15 protein-coding genes and 1 tRNA gene are annotated in these 15887 nt (G+C 52.4%); 15 read left to right on the forward strand and 1 reads right to left on the reverse strand.

Features of this window, described 5'->3' with window-relative positions; all coding sequences use genetic code 11:
- Positions 1-16: 16 nt before the first annotated feature.
- Positions 17-751 (reverse strand): TraR/DksA C4-type zinc finger protein, encoded by a 735-nt coding sequence (locus tag ACH6EH_RS10240; RefSeq protein WP_397332231.1) that lies wholly within the window; start codon positions 749-751, stop codon positions 17-19.
- 201 nt (positions 752-952) lie between these two features.
- On the opposite strand from ACH6EH_RS10240, the gene lspA reads away from it, so the two are divergent.
- The 15 genes from lspA to ACH6EH_RS10315 all read left to right on the forward strand — a co-directional run bounded on the left by lspA (position 953) and on the right by ACH6EH_RS10315 (position 15882).
- Positions 953-1459, forward strand: coding sequence for a signal peptidase II (gene lspA / locus ACH6EH_RS10245; protein WP_138225312.1), 507 nt, complete (start codon positions 953-955; stop codon positions 1457-1459).
- Entirely contained in the window at positions 1459-2433 is a 975-nt protein-coding gene (locus ACH6EH_RS10250) for an RluA family pseudouridine synthase (RefSeq protein ID WP_397332232.1), read from the forward strand. Before lspA ends, ACH6EH_RS10250 begins: the two co-directional genes overlap by 1 nt.
- A 141-nt stretch (positions 2434-2574) precedes the next feature.
- Positions 2575-3828, forward strand: a complete 1254-nt coding sequence (locus ACH6EH_RS10255) for an LL-diaminopimelate aminotransferase (RefSeq protein WP_397332233.1) — start codon at positions 2575-2577, stop codon at positions 3826-3828.
- A 251-nt stretch (positions 3829-4079) separates the two neighbouring features.
- Positions 4080-4640: a bifunctional pyr operon transcriptional regulator/uracil phosphoribosyltransferase PyrR gene (pyrR, locus tag ACH6EH_RS10260; RefSeq protein ID WP_138225315.1), complete on the forward strand. Its 561-nt coding sequence runs from the start codon at positions 4080-4082 to the stop codon at positions 4638-4640.
- Positions 4641-4642: 2 nt separating this feature from the next.
- Positions 4643-5554: an aspartate carbamoyltransferase catalytic subunit gene (locus ACH6EH_RS10265; protein ID WP_397332328.1), complete on the forward strand. Its 912-nt coding sequence runs from the start codon at positions 4643-4645 to the stop codon at positions 5552-5554.
- Positions 5555-5666: 112 nt separating this feature from the next.
- Positions 5667-6950: a dihydroorotase gene (locus ACH6EH_RS10270; protein WP_138225317.1), complete on the forward strand. Its 1284-nt coding sequence runs from the start codon at positions 5667-5669 to the stop codon at positions 6948-6950.
- Positions 6951-7025: 75 nt separating this feature from the next.
- On the forward strand, positions 7026-8168 hold the full coding sequence (carA, locus tag ACH6EH_RS10275; RefSeq protein WP_138225318.1) for a glutamine-hydrolyzing carbamoyl-phosphate synthase small subunit: 1143 nt from the start codon (positions 7026-7028) through the stop codon (positions 8166-8168).
- Position 8169: 1 nt separating this feature from the next.
- Complete coding sequence (gene carB, locus ACH6EH_RS10280; RefSeq protein WP_397332234.1) at positions 8170-11382, forward strand: carbamoyl-phosphate synthase large subunit; 3213 nt, start codon at positions 8170-8172, stop codon at positions 11380-11382.
- A 17-nt stretch (positions 11383-11399) separates the two neighbouring features.
- Positions 11400-12137 carry an orotidine-5'-phosphate decarboxylase gene (pyrF, locus tag ACH6EH_RS10285; protein WP_397332235.1) on the forward strand — a complete coding sequence of 246 codons (738 nt, stop codon included), beginning with the start codon at positions 11400-11402 and terminating at the stop codon, positions 12135-12137.
- Complete coding sequence (pyrE, locus tag ACH6EH_RS10290) at positions 12134-12781, forward strand: orotate phosphoribosyltransferase (RefSeq protein ID WP_397332236.1); 648 nt, start codon at positions 12134-12136, stop codon at positions 12779-12781. The genes pyrF and pyrE overlap by 4 nt, the downstream gene beginning before the upstream one ends.
- Before the next feature lie 227 nt (positions 12782-13008).
- The gene (locus ACH6EH_RS10295; protein WP_397332237.1) at positions 13009-13926 is read left to right on the forward strand and encodes an ABC transporter ATP-binding protein; all 918 of its coding nucleotides are present in this window, start codon (positions 13009-13011) and stop codon (positions 13924-13926) included.
- Positions 13923-14723, forward strand: coding sequence for an ABC transporter permease (locus tag ACH6EH_RS10300; RefSeq protein WP_397332238.1), 801 nt, complete (start codon positions 13923-13925; stop codon positions 14721-14723). The genes ACH6EH_RS10295 and ACH6EH_RS10300 overlap by 4 nt, the downstream gene beginning before the upstream one ends.
- On the forward strand, positions 14724-15404 hold the full coding sequence (locus ACH6EH_RS10305) for a TetR/AcrR family transcriptional regulator (protein WP_397332239.1): 681 nt from the start codon (positions 14724-14726) through the stop codon (positions 15402-15404). It abuts the gene before it with no gap.
- A 120-nt stretch (positions 15405-15524) separates the two neighbouring features.
- A complete protein-coding gene (locus ACH6EH_RS10310) occupies positions 15525-15689 on the forward strand; it encodes a hypothetical protein (RefSeq protein ID WP_175415243.1) in 165 nt (54 codons plus the stop codon).
- A gap of 116 nt (positions 15690-15805) precedes the next feature.
- A tRNA-Met gene (locus ACH6EH_RS10315) sits at positions 15806-15882 on the forward strand.
- The last annotated feature ends 5 nt before the right edge of the window (positions 15883-15887 follow it).

The raw sequence follows: 15887 nt of genomic DNA on the forward strand, positions 1-15887 counted from the left end.
AGGCAGGACAGGCTTGTCATTCATAGTCAGCGTCTTCCTGGCTGCCGGGATCCAGCAGGTAGCTTCCTTCACCTTGTTCTATATAGCTGTCGTAATGAGGTCCGCGTACCACAAAGGTTTCGGTGCCGTCTATATTGGTCGCAACAAAGTTCTCGTAAAGCTCGACAAATCCGCCAAGATCATCATTTTCTTCATAATCCATGTCGTTATAGCTGTGCACCTCGCGATCTTCTGCCATCGCCGGTGTATTGGAGCTGCCCATACTCTCGAGAGTTTGCAGTGTATCCTCACCGTCAAATCCGGAGTATTCGTGCTCATCGAGACTGGATCTTCCAAAAGGCGGATAAAGCACCTGCTCTTCGACCGGACGGCGCTGTGATGGCATATTGCGGGGAGAATCATCTTTGCAATACTGGGTGTCTGGAACGGCCTGCAGACGCTGAAACGGAATCGGCTGCCTGCAAATGACACAGATCCCGTATGTGCCGTCCTCCATGTGCTCAAGGGAAGTCATGACGCGCTCGAGCTCCAGCTCGGCACGATCTTGAAGGCCAAGGTCCTTTTCACGCTCATAGAGCTCTGTAGCCAAATCCCCGGGATGGTTATCGATATGGGACAGCTCTCCGGTAGTATCCCTTTCCGAAATGCTAAGACCATGATTATGGCTGGCGTTCAATCGCTCCAGCTCTTGCTTGCGTTCTAGAAGCTGGCTGCGAAGCTCCTGAAGCTGGGCATTGCTGAGATGCGGCATAGCTACACTCTCCCTTCAAGCCCTAAGGCGGTGTATTTGCTTATAGGTTGCACGGAGAGCGAGGTTTTTACAGGCGGAAAATGTACGTTTACTTGGGCAGGAATGGACGGTTTCAAATACGCTGTGCTACAATAAGACGAGTTCTGCCCGGTAAAGGCAGAGTTCTAGAGTGACGAGAGAAGATCGGAGTGACAAGCTGCTGTGATGTATTATTTGATTGCCTTAATTGTGTTCCTTATCGATCAGGGAACGAAATATTTGATCGCTAGCCGTCTGGCGCTGGGAGAGCAGATTCCCGTCATTGGCGACTTTTTCTTAATTACGTCCAGCCGAAATCGCGGTGCTGCGTTTGGTATTTTGCAGAATCAGCTGTGGTTCTTTATCGTGGTTACCTCGCTGGTTGTGATCGGAATTATCTGGTATATGCAAAAAGTGAAATCCGAAGGGCGCAGGCTGCTGCCCGTAGCTCTTTCTTTGGTGCTGGGCGGCGCGCTCGGCAATTTTATCGACCGGCTTGTTATGGGTGAGGTTGTTGATTTCCTTCAATTCAATTTCGGATCATACACCTTCCCAATCTTTAACATTGCGGACTCCTGTATTGTAATCGGTGTAGGGCTGATTCTCCTCGATACATTTATGGAGGGCAAGCGGGAGCAGGAAGCCCAGCAATCGTCTTCTTCGAGCACAAATCAGGAAGGACAATCCTAATGATGGAGCATAACCAATATATTGCAGATGAGAGCAGACAGCCGGCTGATGAACTGGAGGAGCGCGTGCAGGAGTGGCAGATGTCGGAGAAGCAGGCCAAGCTACGATTAGATAAATTTCTTGCCGAGGAGCTGACAGGCACGGCATCTCGTTCACAAATTCAGCTGTGGATTACGGATGCCCATATACTCGTCAACGGCAAGCCGGTGAAATCCAACTATAAGCTGGCAGCAGACGATCATGTGGTGCTTACGGTGCCTGAGGTGCAGCCGGTTGAAATTGTGCCGGAGAATATCAAGCTGGAGGTCAGCTATGAGGATTCAGATGTCATCGTGGTGAACAAGCCGCGCGGCATGGTTGTGCACCCGGCAGCGGGACATCCGTCGGGCACATTGGTCAATGCCCTGATGTATCACTGTCAGGATTTATCAGGCATCAATGGAGAGCTGAGACCCGGAATTGTTCACCGTATTGACAAGGACACCTCCGGCCTTATTATGGCGGCGAAGAATGATCAGGCACATGCTTCACTGGCTGCACAGCTGAAGGAGCACAGTGTGACCCGGCGCTATCTTGCTGTAGTCCACGGCAATATCAGCCATGATCAGGGTACGATTGATGCTCCGATTGGCAGAGATTCGCAAGACCGGAAGCTGTATGTAGTTACAGATAAGAACAGCAAGCATGCTGTAACCCACTTCTCTGTGGTGGAGCGGCTTGGTGACTACAATCTGGTGGAGCTCAAGCTCGAAACGGGTCGGACGCATCAGATTCGTGTGCATATGAAATATATCGGACATCCATTGGTGGGTGATCCCGTATACGGGCGAAGCAAGGGCATCAAGATGAATGGGCAGGCTCTGCATGCTGCGGTGCTTGGCTTCCTGCATCCCCAATCAGGGCAATATATGGAGTTTACGGCTCCGCTGCCCCGTGATATGGAAGAACTGTTAACGGCACTCCGGAGCCGCTAGCAGTTTTTTTCTACTTAATGCCTTTATTTTCTTGTCCGCAAAAGTACAAATCATTTGATGATTTATACATGGCTCATTCTGCGGTTTTGCTTCAATATGAAGGAATGGAACAAATGCTAATCTAGGAGATGAATGCAAATTATGAATATTGAACAATATCAGGAAACATATATTCAGAATAACTTCGCTGACCGCATTGGCGGAGCAAATTACGGGAAAGACACATCCATCTATAAATTCGAGAAGATCAAGCGTGCCAAGGCAGCCGCCAAAAAAGCTTTCCCGGATGTAGAACTAATCGATATGGGTGTTGGTGAGCCGGATGAGATGGCAGACAGCGGCATTATCAGCAAGCTGGCTGAAGAAGCGGCGAAGCCAGAGAACCGGGGGTATGCCGACAACGGGATTCCTGAATTCAAAGAAGCTGCCGTCCGTTACCTGAGCCGAGTGTTTAATGTGGAAGGATTAGATGCGGAGACCGAGGTGCTGCACTCCATCGGCTCCAAGCCCGCTCTGGCGATGCTTCCTTCAGCTTTTATTAATCCGGGCGATGTCACAATTATGACGGTGCCGGGCTACCCGGTACTCGGAACACATACGAAGTACCTGGGCGGAGAGGTTTACACGGTAGAGCTGAAGAAGGAGAACGGCTTCCTTCCGGACCTGACTGCAATTCCTGAAGAGATCGCGAAGCGCGCGAAGCTGCTGTACCTGAACTATCCCAATAACCCAACCGGTGCCAGCGCTACCGTTGAGTTCTTCACAGAGGTAGTGGCGTGGGCCCGCAAGTTCAATGTCGTTGTCGTTCATGACGCACCTTACGCAGCACTGACCTATGACGGCTTGAAGCCACTGAGCTTTCTGTCTGTTCCCGGAGCGAAGGATGTAGGGATCGAGCTTCACTCCCTGTCCAAATCCTACAACATGACCGGCTGGCGGATCGGATTCGTCGCTGGGAACCCGCTTATTGTGAAGGCTTTTGGTGATGTGAAGGATAACAACGATTCGGGGCAATTTATCGCCATTCAAAAGGCGGCAGCGTGGGGGCTGGACCATCCGGAGATTACCGAGAAAATCGCCGAGAAATATTCCCGCCGCCACAATATGCTGGTTGATGCTTTGAACGGGCTTGGGTTCAAGGCGGAGAAGCCGAAGGGCTCCTTCTTCCTGTATGTTGAAGCACCGAAAGGCATCAAGGGCGGCGCCCGCTTTGCCTCCGGTGAGGATTTCTCCCAGTACCTGATTCGCGAGAAGCTGATCTCCACAGTGCCTTGGGATGATGCTGGAAGCTTCGTGCGTTTCTCCGTGACCTTCATTGCGAACGGCATTGAAGATGAGAAGCGGGTCATTGAGGAAATCCAGAAGCGTCTGAGTGATGTGGAGTTTGAATTTTAACATTGACATTCCTTGTGAGACCTGTCATACTTCAAGTAATCGAATAGCACCTTTAAATCAGTCCCGTGAGGCTGGCAAGGTAACGTGAACCGAGGTTCATTACAGGGTAGGCTCTATTTGTCTGCGGACAGCAAGAGACTTATCGGAATCTCTACGTGTATATCATATACTCCTTGCCTTTGCGGCAAGGAGTTTTTTGTATCCGCGGACACTGACACCAGGCGCTAATCAAGCTAGAAGGAGGGTAACCCATGAGCAGTGAGCAGCATGTGATTATGGATGAAACGGCAATCCGCCGCGCCCTGACAAGAATTGCGCATGAGATCCTGGAGAAGAACAAGGGCATTGAAGACTGCGTTCTGATCGGCATTCGGACCCGAGGTGTATTTTTGGCCAAGCGGATTGCAGAACGAATTGAAGAGATTGAAGGTACGCCGATTCCTTGGGGTGAGATTGATGTAACCTCTTATCGGGATGACCGGGACGGAACGACACCGAAGCCGTGTGAGGAAGTGCTGATGTCATCATCGGAAGAGAAGATTAATGTCCACGACAAAAAAGTCATCCTGTTCGATGACGTGCTCTATACCGGCCGCACGATCCGGGCCGCGCTGGACGCGCTGATGGACTGCGGGCGGCCGCGGATGATTCAATTGGCTGTTCTTGCAGATCGCGGTCACCGCGAGCTGCCGATCCGGCCGGACTACATCGGCAAGAATGTGCCGACCTCCAAGCACGAAGAAATTACGGCAGCGCTTCAGGAGTATGACGGCAAGGACGAGGTCACCATCTCACAGAGAGAGGAACGATAATGATGAGTACCGCAACCGCGATCCAGGAGCGCAGCCTGCTGGGATTAAAGCATCTGAGCCGCGAGGACATTCTGGCGATTCTTGACCGGGCCTCATATTGGGAGCAGCAAAGCGAGAAGCTGGTGCCGATTCTGAACAAAAAGTTTGCTGTCAACATGTTTTTTGAGAACAGTACAAGAACGAGATTTTCTTTTGAAATGGCGCAGAAGAGGCTGGGTGTTCAGGTGTTGAACTTCACCGCAGCGGCCTCCAGTGTCGAGAAGGGTGAATCCATTTACGATACAGTACGCACGTTGGAGTCCATGGGCGTGGATGCAGGTGTGGTCAGACTGAAGCCGTCCGGCGTGCTGCAGGAGCTGGCGCAGCGAGTGAGGATTCCACTGATTAATGCGGGAGACGGAAACAACGAGCATCCGACGCAGGCGCTGCTGGATTTATACACGATGCGCAAAGTGTTCGGCGAGCTGCAGGGCTTGACGGTGTCCATTATCGGAGATATTAAGCATAGCCGGGTCGCCAGATCCAATCTCTGGGCACTACAGAAGCTCGGAGCGAAGGTGCAGTTCTGCGCCCCGTCCGTGATGTCGGCTCCGGAACTTGCCGAGCATGCTCCTTATGTAAGTATGGAAGAAGCCTTGAAGGCGGATGTCGTCATGATGCTGCGAGTGCAGCTGGAGCGGCATAGCGGCGGATTGTTTCAGTCCAGTGAGGAATACCGCGAGCAATACGGTCTAACCGAGGAACGCGCAGCCTCCTTATCGGGACATACCATTATTATGCATCCAGCTCCGGTTAACCGGAACGTGGAAATCGACGATGCCGTTGTTGAATGTGACCGCTCTTACATCTTCAGACAGATGGCACACGGCGTGCCAGTGCGCATGGCGGTCATGGAACGGGCGATGAGGGATTAGCAGCAGGAATATTTTTTTCAGGGACAAAATTAATAAATATACACAAAACTGAATTAATATTATACAATATACAAGAAGCGGTCGCGCTTCTCCAGCGGAGGGGAACCTAAACGTGCTACAAATAATTAAGAACGCCAAGGTGATCAACGAAGAGGGACAGCTTCAACTCCAGCACATTGTAATCGAGAACGGACAAATTCAAGCCATGATGAACGGTGATCAAGAGCTTCCCCAGCAGGGTGAGCAGGCTGAAATCGTGGATGCAGCAGGAAGGCTGGTAGCCCCGGGATTCATTGATATGCATGTTCACTTGAGAGAGCCGGGCTTTGAGCATAAGGAAACGATTGAAAGCGGCAGTCGTTCCGCTGTGAAAGGCGGCTTTACGACAATTGCCTGCATGCCGAACACCAAGCCGGTTACGGATACGGCGGAGACGGTATCCCTCATTCTGGAGAAGGCGAAGCAAGCCGGGCTTGCCAAGGTGCTGCCTTACGCCGCCATTACAGTCAACGAGCTGGGCCGGGAGCTTACCGATTTTGAAGCGTTGAAGGAAGCGGGAGCGATCGGCTTTACGGATGACGGCGTGGGTGTGCAGAACGCACAGATGATGAAGAACGCGATGAAAAAGGCGGTGTCTCTGGGCATGCCGGTTATCGCGCACTGCGAAGACGACTCGCTCGTCAAGGGTGCATGTGTGACCGAAGGGGCTTTTGCGGAGCGCCACGGACTGAAAGGAATTCCGAACGAATCGGAAGCGATTCACGTCGGCCGTGATATTTTGCTCGCAGAAGCGACAGGAGTACACTACCATGTGTGCCATGTCAGCACAGAGCAGTCGGTTCGCCTGATCCGCCAGGCCAAGGCAATCGGAATCAAGGTAACCGCAGAGGTATGTCCGCATCATCTGGTGTTGTCCGATGAGGACATTCCCGGCCTGGACGCCAATTGGAAGATGAACCCGCCGCTGAGATCGCCGCGGGATGTACAGGCATGCATTGAGGGCCTGCTGGACGGTACCATTGACATGATTGTGACCGACCATGCTCCTCATAGTGAAGAGGAGAAGGCGAAAGGGATGGAGCTGGCTCCATTCGGAATCGTCGGGTTTGAAACCGCGTTTCCGCTGCTGTACACCAAGTTCGTCGAAACCGGTCAATGGACCCTGGAGTTTCTCATTCAGCGAATGACCAGTGATCCTGCACGCGTATTCGGCTTGAACAGCGGAGTGCTGAAGCCGGGGGCACCTGCAGACATCACGATGATTGATCTGGATCTGGAGCAGGCGGTTGACCCTGCAGCCTTTGCAACCAAGGGCCGCAACACCCCGTTTACGGGCTGGAAGCTCAAGGGCTGGCCGGTAATGACTTGGGTGGATGGAGAGCTGAAATACTCATAAAAGAGTCCAGCTCAGTCACATTTAGGCGTTTGACATTATAAATTATTTAACATATAGATGACAGGAGTGAATGGAATGCAGGCACAGGCTAGATTGTTACTGGAGGATGGAACGCTGTTCAACGGCAAATCCTTCGGCGCAGATGCTGAAATGACTGGCGAAGTCGTATTTAATACAGGGATTACCGGATATCAGGAGGTACTTTCCGACCCGTCCTACTGCGGTCAGATCGTGACCATGACGTATCCTTTGATTGGCAACTACGGGATTACACGGGATGACTTTGAAAGCATCCGTCCTTTTGTACACGGCTTTGTCGTCCGCCGGCATGAGCCTGTTCCAAGCAACTGGCGTGCAGAATACAGCGTGGACAGCCTGCTTAAAGAGTATGGCATCCCCGGTATCAGCGGCATTGACACCCGTATGCTGACCCGAATCATCCGCCACCATGGTACGATGAAGGGAATTCTGACCACGTCAAGCAAATCAGTCGAAGAGCTGATGGAGATGATGGCAGACACGTCGATTCCACAGCTGCGCAACCAGGTTGCGCGTACTTCAACTCCGCAAATGTTCACCAGCCCGGGTCAAAAAGAACGGATCGTTCTGGTTGACTTCGGCGCAAAAAGCGGCATTCTGCGTGAGCTGACTGCCCGCGGCTGTGACGTGATCGTGGTTCCGCATGATACCACGGCTGATGAAATCCGCCGCCTTCATCCGGACGGCATCCAGCTGTCCAACGGTCCTGGGGACCCGAAAGATGTTCCATATGCCGTGGATATGATTAAGGAATTGCTCGGAGAATACCCGATCTTCGGCATCTGCCTGGGTCACCAGCTATTCGCGCTGGCTTCCGGTGCAGACACCGAGAAGCTGAAGTTCGGCCATCGCGGCGGCAACCATCCGGTGAAAGAACTGGCGACAGACCGCTGCTACATCACTTCGCAGAACCATGGCTACACAGTGAAAGAGGATTCAGTGGCAAGCACTGATCTTGAAGTAACTCATATCAACAACAATGACAAAACCGTAGAAGGCCTGAAGCATAAGAAGTATCCGGCATTCTCCGTGCAGTATCATCCGGAAGCTGCGCCAGGTCCTCATGACAGCAGCTACCTCTTCGATGATTTCCTGGAAATGATTCGTCAGCATAAAACCAATGAAATTCGCAAGCCGCGCCAGGCGGAACTCGCTGCAGCCGTGAAAGGAGCTCGCTAATATGCCTAAAAACGAACAACTCAAAAAAATTCTGGTTATCGGCTCTGGCCCGATCGTTATCGGTCAGGCTGCAGAATTTGACTATGCCGGTACCCAGGCTTGCGAGGCCTTGAAGGAAGAAGGCGTCGAGGTTGTCCTGATTAACAGCAACCCGGCCACCATCATGACCGATACCAATATGGCTGACAAAGTATACATTGAGCCCATTACGCTGGATTTTGTAACACAGATTATCCGCCAGGAGCGTCCGGATGGACTGCTTCCGACGCTTGGCGGCCAGACGGGCCTGAACATGGCGGTAGAGCTTGCTCGTGCCGGCATTCTGGAGCAGGAGAATGTGAAGCTGCTCGGAACCCAGCTGAACTCTATTGAGAAGGCGGAGGACCGTGATCTGTTCCGTGCACTTATGCATGAGCTGGAGCAGCCGGTTCCAGAGAGCACGATCGTAACTACACTGCAGGAAGCGCTGGATTTCGCCGATGAAATCGGCTACCCGCTGATTGTGCGTCCGGCATACACCCTGGGCGGCACCGGCGGCGGTATTTGTGCGAATGAGGAGGAGCTGCGTGAGACCGTATCCTCCGGCATCCGCTACAGCCCGATCAACCAGTGTCTCGTCGAGAAGAGCATCGCCGGCATGAAAGAAGTAGAGTACGAGGTTATGCGGGACGCGAACGATAACTGTATCGTCGTTTGTAACATGGAAAACTTTGACCCTGTAGGCGTACACACCGGAGACAGTATCGTTGTGGCACCGAGCCAGACGCTGTCCGACCGTGAATACCAGATGCTGAGATCGGCATCCCTGAAAATTATTCGTGCCCTCAATATTGAAGGCGGATGTAATGTGCAGTTTGCGCTGGATCCAAACAGCTATCAATACTATGTTATTGAGGTAAATCCGCGGGTAAGCCGCTCTTCCGCGCTTGCATCCAAGGCGACAGGCTACCCGATTGCCAAAATGGCAGCGAAGATTGCGATGGGCTACACGCTGGATGAGCTTGTCAATCCGGTTACAGGCCAAACCTACGCTTGCTTTGAGCCAACCCTGGATTACATCGTCAGCAAAATTCCACGCTGGCCGTTCGACAAGTTCACTTCGGCCAACCGTAAGCTGGGTACGCAAATGAAGGCCACCGGCGAGGTTATGGCGATTGGCCGGACGTTTGAAGAGTCGATGCACAAAGCGGTTCGTTCCCTTGAAATCGGCGTGCACCGCATTCATCTGAAGGAGGCTGCTTCTCTGAGCGAGGAAGTTCTGCAGCAGCGCCTGGTCAAGCCGGATGATGAGCGGATGTTCCTGGTTGCCGAGGCGTTCCGCCGCGGCTACGGACTGCAGCAAATTCAGGACCTTACCCATATCGACTGGTGGTTCCTTGACAAGCTGGAGGGCATTATCAAGTATGAGGAGCACATCCGCAGCGAAGCATCGCTGACTTATGAAACACTGTACGAAGCCAAGCGCATGGGCTTTACCGACCGCGCAATCGCCGAGCTTCGCACAGAAGGCGGGGCGTCCTCCCACACAACGGAAGAGTCCATCCGCTTCCTGCGTCATGAGCACGGACTTCGTCCGGTATACAAAATGGTAGACACCTGTGCGGCCGAGTTTGAAGCGTCCACACCGTACTACTACTCTACGTATGAAACCGAGAATGAAGTGATCGGCTCTGCCAAAGAGAAGATTGTCGTGCTGGGATCAGGACCGATCCGTATCGGACAGGGCATCGAGTTCGACTACTCGACCGTCCATGCCGTATGGGCCATTCAAAAAGCCGGCTATGAAGCGGTGATTATTAACAACAACCCGGAGACCGTATCGACGGACTTCAGTACATCTGACAGACTGTACTTTGAGCCGCTGTTCTTCGAGGATGTCATGAATGTGATCGAGCAGGAGAAGCCAATCGGCGTAATTGTCCAGTTCGGGGGTCAAACGGCGATCAACCTGGCTGCGCCGCTCGCAAAAGCAGGCGTTAACATTCTGGGTACGAGTCTTGCCAGCATTGATGAAGCGGAGGACCGCAAGAAATTCGAAGCGCTGCTCTCCCGTCTGAACATTGCACAGCCTCAGGGCAGCACCGTGACCTCAGTGGATGAAGCGGTAGGCACTGCGCAATCGCTGGGCTATCCGGTACTGGTAAGACCGTCCTACGTTCTTGGCGGACGCGCGATGGAAATTGTCTACTCCGACAGCGAGCTGCTGGGATACATGGAGCAGGCTGTGAAGATTAATCCGGAGCATCCGGTATTGATTGACCGCTACATGCTGGGCAAAGAAGTGGAAGTGGATGCGATCTGTGACGGAGAGACCGTTCTGATTCCAGGTATCATGGAGCATGTGGAACGTGCAGGAGTTCACTCCGGCGACTCCATCGCTGTATACCCGCCGCAGTATCTGAGCCAGCAGCTGAAGGACAAGATCACGGAAATTACGATCAAGATTGCGAAGGAACTGAAAACCTACGGACTCGTCAACATCCAGTTTGTCATCTACAAGGATGAGGTGTACGTGATTGAGGTGAATCCTCGTTCTTCCCGGACAGTTCCATTCCTGAGCAAAGTGACGGGAATCCCGATGGCGAATCTCGCAACCCAGGCGATTCTGGGAAGCAAGCTGAAGGATCTGGGCTATCAGGAAGGCATGTGGCCAGAGAGCGAGTATGTATCGGTAAAGGTACCGGTATTCTCCTTCGCGAAGCTGCGCCGTGTTGAGCCAACCCTGGGTCCGGAAATGAAATCCACGGGTGAGGTTATGGGCCGTGACGTGAAATATGCCAAAGCACTTTACAAAGGTCTGATCGGTGCAGGCATGAAGATTCCTTCCACAGGAGCCATTGTAGCGACGATTGCCGACAAGGATAAAGCGGAGGCGACTGAACTGCTGAAGGGCTTCCACAAGCTGGGCTACAAAATTCTCGCGACAGGCGGTACTGCGAAGGCGCTGCAGGAAGCAGGGCTGGATGTAACGACGATCAACAAGCTGTCTGAGGGTGCCCCGAACATTTTGGATATGATCCGGACGGGTGAAGCGAACTTTGTCTTCAACACCTTGACCAAAGGCAAGACTCCGGAGCGTGACGGATTCCGAATCCGCCGTGAAGCGGTTGAGAACGGAGTCGTATGCATGACCTCTCTGGATACTGTACGTGAGTTGCTGACGATGCTGGAGACAATTAACTTCACTTCGGAAGCGATGCCGGTTCTACAGTAAAAAGAGGGAGGAATTTCATGAATACCGGTTATGAATCCATGGCGGGCCGCCTGATGGTGGCCCTGGATTATCCGGATGCTTCCCAAGCATCTGATTTGATCCGTCAGCTGGAAGGCATCCCGTGCTATATGAAGGTAGGCATGCAGCTTTTTTATGCGGCGGGACCTGATTTTGTCCGGGCGTTGAAAGCTAGGGGCTACCGTGTTTTTCTGGATGTGAAGATGCATGATATTCCCAACACTGTAAAGGGCGGCTCTCATAGCGTAACACGTCTGGGTGTGGACATGTTTAATGTGCACGCAGCCGGGGGCGTGCAGATGATGGAAGCAGCCAAGGACGGGGCCGAAGCAGCCGTTGCGGAAACCCCGGGCCTTGTCATGCCCTCCATCATAGCGGTCACTCAGCTCACCAGCACGAGTCAGCAGATGATGAACGAGGAGATTGGCGTTTCCGGAACTGTAGAGGATGCGGTTGTTCGTTATGCTAAAATGGCGCAGCAGGCAGGCCTTCACGGTGTGGTAGCTTCTTCTCTCGAAGTGACAGCTATTGCAGCGGCGTGCGGTCCGCAGTTTCAGACCGTGACCCCAGGTATCCGTCCTGCCGGCAGCGGTATTGGCGATCAGTCCCGCGTGCTTACCCCGGGACAAGCGATTGCCCGCGGCAGCCATTATCTGGTGGTGGGACGTCCGATTACAGCTGCACAGAATCCGAGGGAAGCTGCAGAGCAAATTATAGAGGAGATGATGTTGACATGAATACCTTGAACGGAGTACCTCAGCAAATCGCATCGTATTTGCTGGAGATCGAAGCTGTCGCCCTGCGTCCGCATCACCCCTTCACCTGGACATCCGGCATTCAATCTCCGATTTATTGCGATAACCGGCTGACCATGTCTCATCCACAAGTTCGGGACTTCATAGCGGAGAGCTTTGCGGCGATCATTCGGGAGCAGTTCCAGGACACGGACGTCATTGCAGGCACGGCAACAGCTGGCATTCCTCATGCTGCCTGGGTTGCCCAGAAGCTGAATCTGCCTATGGCCTATATCCGCGATAAGGCCAAGGGCCATGGCAAGGAGAATCTGATCGAAGGACAGATCAAGCCGGGTCAGAAGGCCATCGTAATTGAGGATCTAATCTCCACCGGGGGAAGCTCTATTAAAGCGGCGAAGGCTGTAGAGGAAGCCGGTGCACAGGTTCAAAGCGTCCTGGCGATTTTCAGCTATCAGCTGGACAAGGCCGAGAAGGCGTTTGAGGAAGCGGGTGTGCCGCTGCAAAGCCTTTCTAACTACACGGCGTTGACCGAAGTAGCTCTCGAAAAGGGTGTAATCCAGAAGGAAGATCTGGAGCTGCTGCAATCCTTTAGAGCCAATCCGGCTGCCTACGGCGAGAAGCAGTAGCGCATTTTCACTTAACTGGAGCTATATGACAAAGACCGAAGACGGCTGCCTGAGGGGCGGCTTTGAGCTTCGGTCTTTTTTTGCGTGGATGTAGGTGGTGGAGTGGCATTGATGACTCGTGATTTTTATATGATTATGATTATAAGTATAAAATATATTGAATTATAGCTTTTTATTAACATATAATTAGACTATGAGTAAAATAAAAGTATAAAAGAGGTGTGGTTATGCTCGCCATTGAAGCGGTAGGCCTCAGCAAGCAATATGGACAACGGATCGGGGTTACGGGACTGAATATGGAGGTGCGGCAAGGGGAAATCTTCGGGTTTATTGGTCCCAACGGAGCTGGAAAGTCTACAACCATCCGTATGCTCATGCAGCTGATTCATCCGACATCCGGATCCCTGCAGGTGCTGGGAGAGGCTCTGGATCGAGAAAAGCCGGAGCTGCGCAAGCGTATAGGTTATCTGCCGTCTGAAGTGATGCTTTATCCCCAAATGACGGGAAAGCAGGCGCTGGAGCTCACTGCCCGGGCCTACGGACGGAGGCTCAAGGATACACCAGCCATGAATTACGCAGAACGGCTGCAGTGGAATCCGAATTTGAAAATGAAATCTTACTCATTGGGTAATCGGAAAAAGCTCGGTATCATCCTATCCCTGCTGCATCAGCCCGAGCTGCTTATTCTGGATGAGCCAACCTCTGGACTGGATCCGCTGATCCAGCGAGAGCTGTTTCAATTGCTGTCAGAGCTGAACCGTCAGGAGGGCATGACTATTTTTTTCTCGACGCATGTGTTATCTGAGGTGGAGAAGCTTTGTGAGCGGGTTGCTTTTATTAAGGAAGGACAGCTGCTGCGGGTCAATCGGCTTGAAGAGCTGTCTTCTGGTCGTACACACCGGGTCTCCGTGCAATTTGATACCCCGGGAGATCAGAGGGAGACCTTGCCGCTAAAGGAGCTGGATGCTCAAATACAGTTTGACGGCATATATCATACGCTGGAGGCATCAGGACCGAAGCTGTCTTCGCTGCTTGCCGCGTTGTCGGGATTGCCGGTGCAGGATCTGGAAATTCGCCGGCCGACGCTGGAGGAGCTGTTCATGGACGATTACAAGGCACGTAATGAAGAGGGGGAAGAAGCGTGAGCTGGAACATTGTTTCTCATGAGCTGCGGCAGAATCGACGTGCTTTTTTTACGTGTCTTGGGGTAACGGTCGTCTTCATTCTGCTGCTGCTGGCTAAGGCAGATGCATTCGTGGATAATCCCGAAATGGAGCGACTGCTGGGAAGCATGCCGCCGGGATTGGTTCAGGCCTTTGGTCTGGATGTCGAAAGCTTCCGCACGCTGCAGGGGTATTTGGCGACACAGGTGTTTCCATATTTCATCGTGATTTTATCTTCATTTGCTGCTGCCTGGGCTGCGGGAAGCATTGCCAAGGAGAAGGATCGCGGCACAGGTGAATACCTGTTCACGCTTCCTTACCGTCGTTCGGGTATATTTTGGTCCAAAGCGGCAGCGCACTGGATTTATATGAGCCTGGTGTATATTGCAGGCAGCGGCATTTTGCTGGTGCTTCTTTACAGCAAGGCATCGGGTGAGCTTTCATGGAGCCAAGTGCTTTTGCTGCTGTGGTCGGGCTACTTGCTCGTGCTGTGCTTTATGGGGATTGGGTATATGCTGACCTCGTGGTTCGCTTCCGATCGGACGGCTATGGGGATTGCGTGCGGGGTGGCTGTACTGGCTTTTTTCCTGGATATGCTGTCCGGGAGTAGCGAATGGATGGAGCTGATTGCACTGCTCTCTCCGTATCAGCTGGTGGATGCAACAGATATCGTCAGCGGCGGGGGACTGGGCGCGGCAGGGTGGCTGGTGCCGTTAGGCCTGTATGCTGCCGGGCTGGTCGTGGGTGTTGCGCTGCTGCAGAGAAAGGATATTCCGTAGATGACAACTGCGAAACGAAAAGCGATGCTGGAGGCCGGCAAGTCTCTTTTTCTATCCCAAGGCATCATGCAGACAAGCATGGAGGAGATTGCTGAAGCTGTACCGGTGTCGAAGATGACGGTATATAATCATTTTCAGAGTAAAGAAGGCCTCCTGGATCAGGTTGTGAATTTAATGATAGCAGAGTCCTGGGCTCAGCTTCAGGAGTTGCTGGATGAGGCGAAGGACCCTCTGGAAGCATTTACGAGGCTGTATCAAGAGCAGGAACGCTTCTCTCCGGCCGTCAGTGAGCCATTCGTATCGGATCTGGCAAAATTTCCGGAGCAGATGGACAAAATGCTGTCTTTTCATCAACAAAAGGTGCTTCCTGAGCTGCAGCTTCTGATTTTTAAAGGTCAGCAAAAAGGGCAGATCCGTAAGGATATTTCTCCCCATATTCTCGTGGCCTTTCTTAGCTTCATCAAAGAATACTCTGCACGAGTACCCTGGTATGAAGGATTGGGAAGTCCTAATGCTGTGGGGGAGCAAATGATGCGCATTCTTTATTACGGCTTTCTTGAGCCGGACTCCCGGAGTTCTGCAGCTTCTGCTGCTGAACCGGAGCTTAACGGTACCGCTGATGATCCCGATAGGGATGACAGTAAAGAGGCTTCTGCGGTAAAGTCTCCGGATGATAAATAAATTACGATCTATGGAAGCTTGTGAAGCTGAAGAATGATCAGGGTGAGCCTGGCATGTAATCGGGCTCTTTGGGCATACTAACGACACTGCGTTAGACATGCTCAAAGGGAGATGATACCAATGAACTGGGTTTATTATGGCAAGCTGTATACCACCAAATTCCAGGCAGGCTGCTTCGCCAAGCGGTTGGAGCAGGATGCCTGGCTGTTTGGCTATGGTGATCCTCGAGCCGTTGAAGTGTACCGCTCTCGAAAGGGCAAATATGGAGTCCGATATCTTCCTTAAATTCATAACTGGCAAAGATAACCCGAGGCCACACTGTGAATTCCAGAATTTCAGACTTGACTTGCTGCTGCGAGATCATGTATATTATTTATTGTCGCTGTTTGATTTTTTATTGACGCGGGGTGGAGCAGCTCGGTAGCTCGTCGGGCTCATAACCCGAAGGCCGCAGGTTCAAATCCTGCCCCCGCAACCAATGTT

Origin of the sequence: Paenibacillus sp. JSM ZJ436 (assembly GCF_044383795.1) — a bacterium.
Lineage (GTDB): Bacteria > Bacillota > Bacilli > Paenibacillales > Paenibacillaceae > Paenibacillus_AQ > Paenibacillus_AQ algicola.

What these genes read in the sequence shown, in the direction of transcription:
- carB (WP_397332234.1), top strand. Translation starts at nt 8,170, where the DNA reads ATGCCTAAAAACGAACAACTCAAAAAAATTCTGGTTATCGGCTCTGGC.
- ACH6EH_RS10295 (WP_397332237.1), top strand. Translation starts at nt 13,009, where the DNA reads ATGCTCGCCATTGAAGCGGTAGGCCTCAGCAAGCAATATGGACAACGG.
- pyrE (WP_397332236.1), top strand. Translation starts at nt 12,134, where the DNA reads ATGAATACCTTGAACGGAGTACCTCAGCAAATCGCATCGTATTTGCTG.
- ACH6EH_RS10305 (WP_397332239.1), top strand. Translation starts at nt 14,724, where the DNA reads ATGACAACTGCGAAACGAAAAGCGATGCTGGAGGCCGGCAAGTCTCTT.
- ACH6EH_RS10240 (WP_397332231.1), bottom strand. Translation starts at nt 751, where the DNA reads ATGCCGCATCTCAGCAATGCCCAGCTTCAGGAGCTTCGCAGCCAGCTT.
- ACH6EH_RS10255 (WP_397332233.1), top strand. Translation starts at nt 2,575, where the DNA reads ATGAATATTGAACAATATCAGGAAACATATATTCAGAATAACTTCGCT.
- ACH6EH_RS10310 (WP_175415243.1), top strand. Translation starts at nt 15,525, where the DNA reads ATGAACTGGGTTTATTATGGCAAGCTGTATACCACCAAATTCCAGGCA.
- ACH6EH_RS10250 (WP_397332232.1), top strand. Translation starts at nt 1,459, where the DNA reads ATGATGGAGCATAACCAATATATTGCAGATGAGAGCAGACAGCCGGCT.
- carA (WP_138225318.1), top strand. Translation starts at nt 7,026, where the DNA reads ATGCAGGCACAGGCTAGATTGTTACTGGAGGATGGAACGCTGTTCAAC.
- pyrR (WP_138225315.1), top strand. Translation starts at nt 4,080, where the DNA reads ATGAGCAGTGAGCAGCATGTGATTATGGATGAAACGGCAATCCGCCGC.
- pyrF (WP_397332235.1), top strand. Translation starts at nt 11,400, where the DNA reads ATGAATACCGGTTATGAATCCATGGCGGGCCGCCTGATGGTGGCCCTG.
- ACH6EH_RS10265 (WP_397332328.1), top strand. Translation starts at nt 4,643, where the DNA reads ATGAGTACCGCAACCGCGATCCAGGAGCGCAGCCTGCTGGGATTAAAG.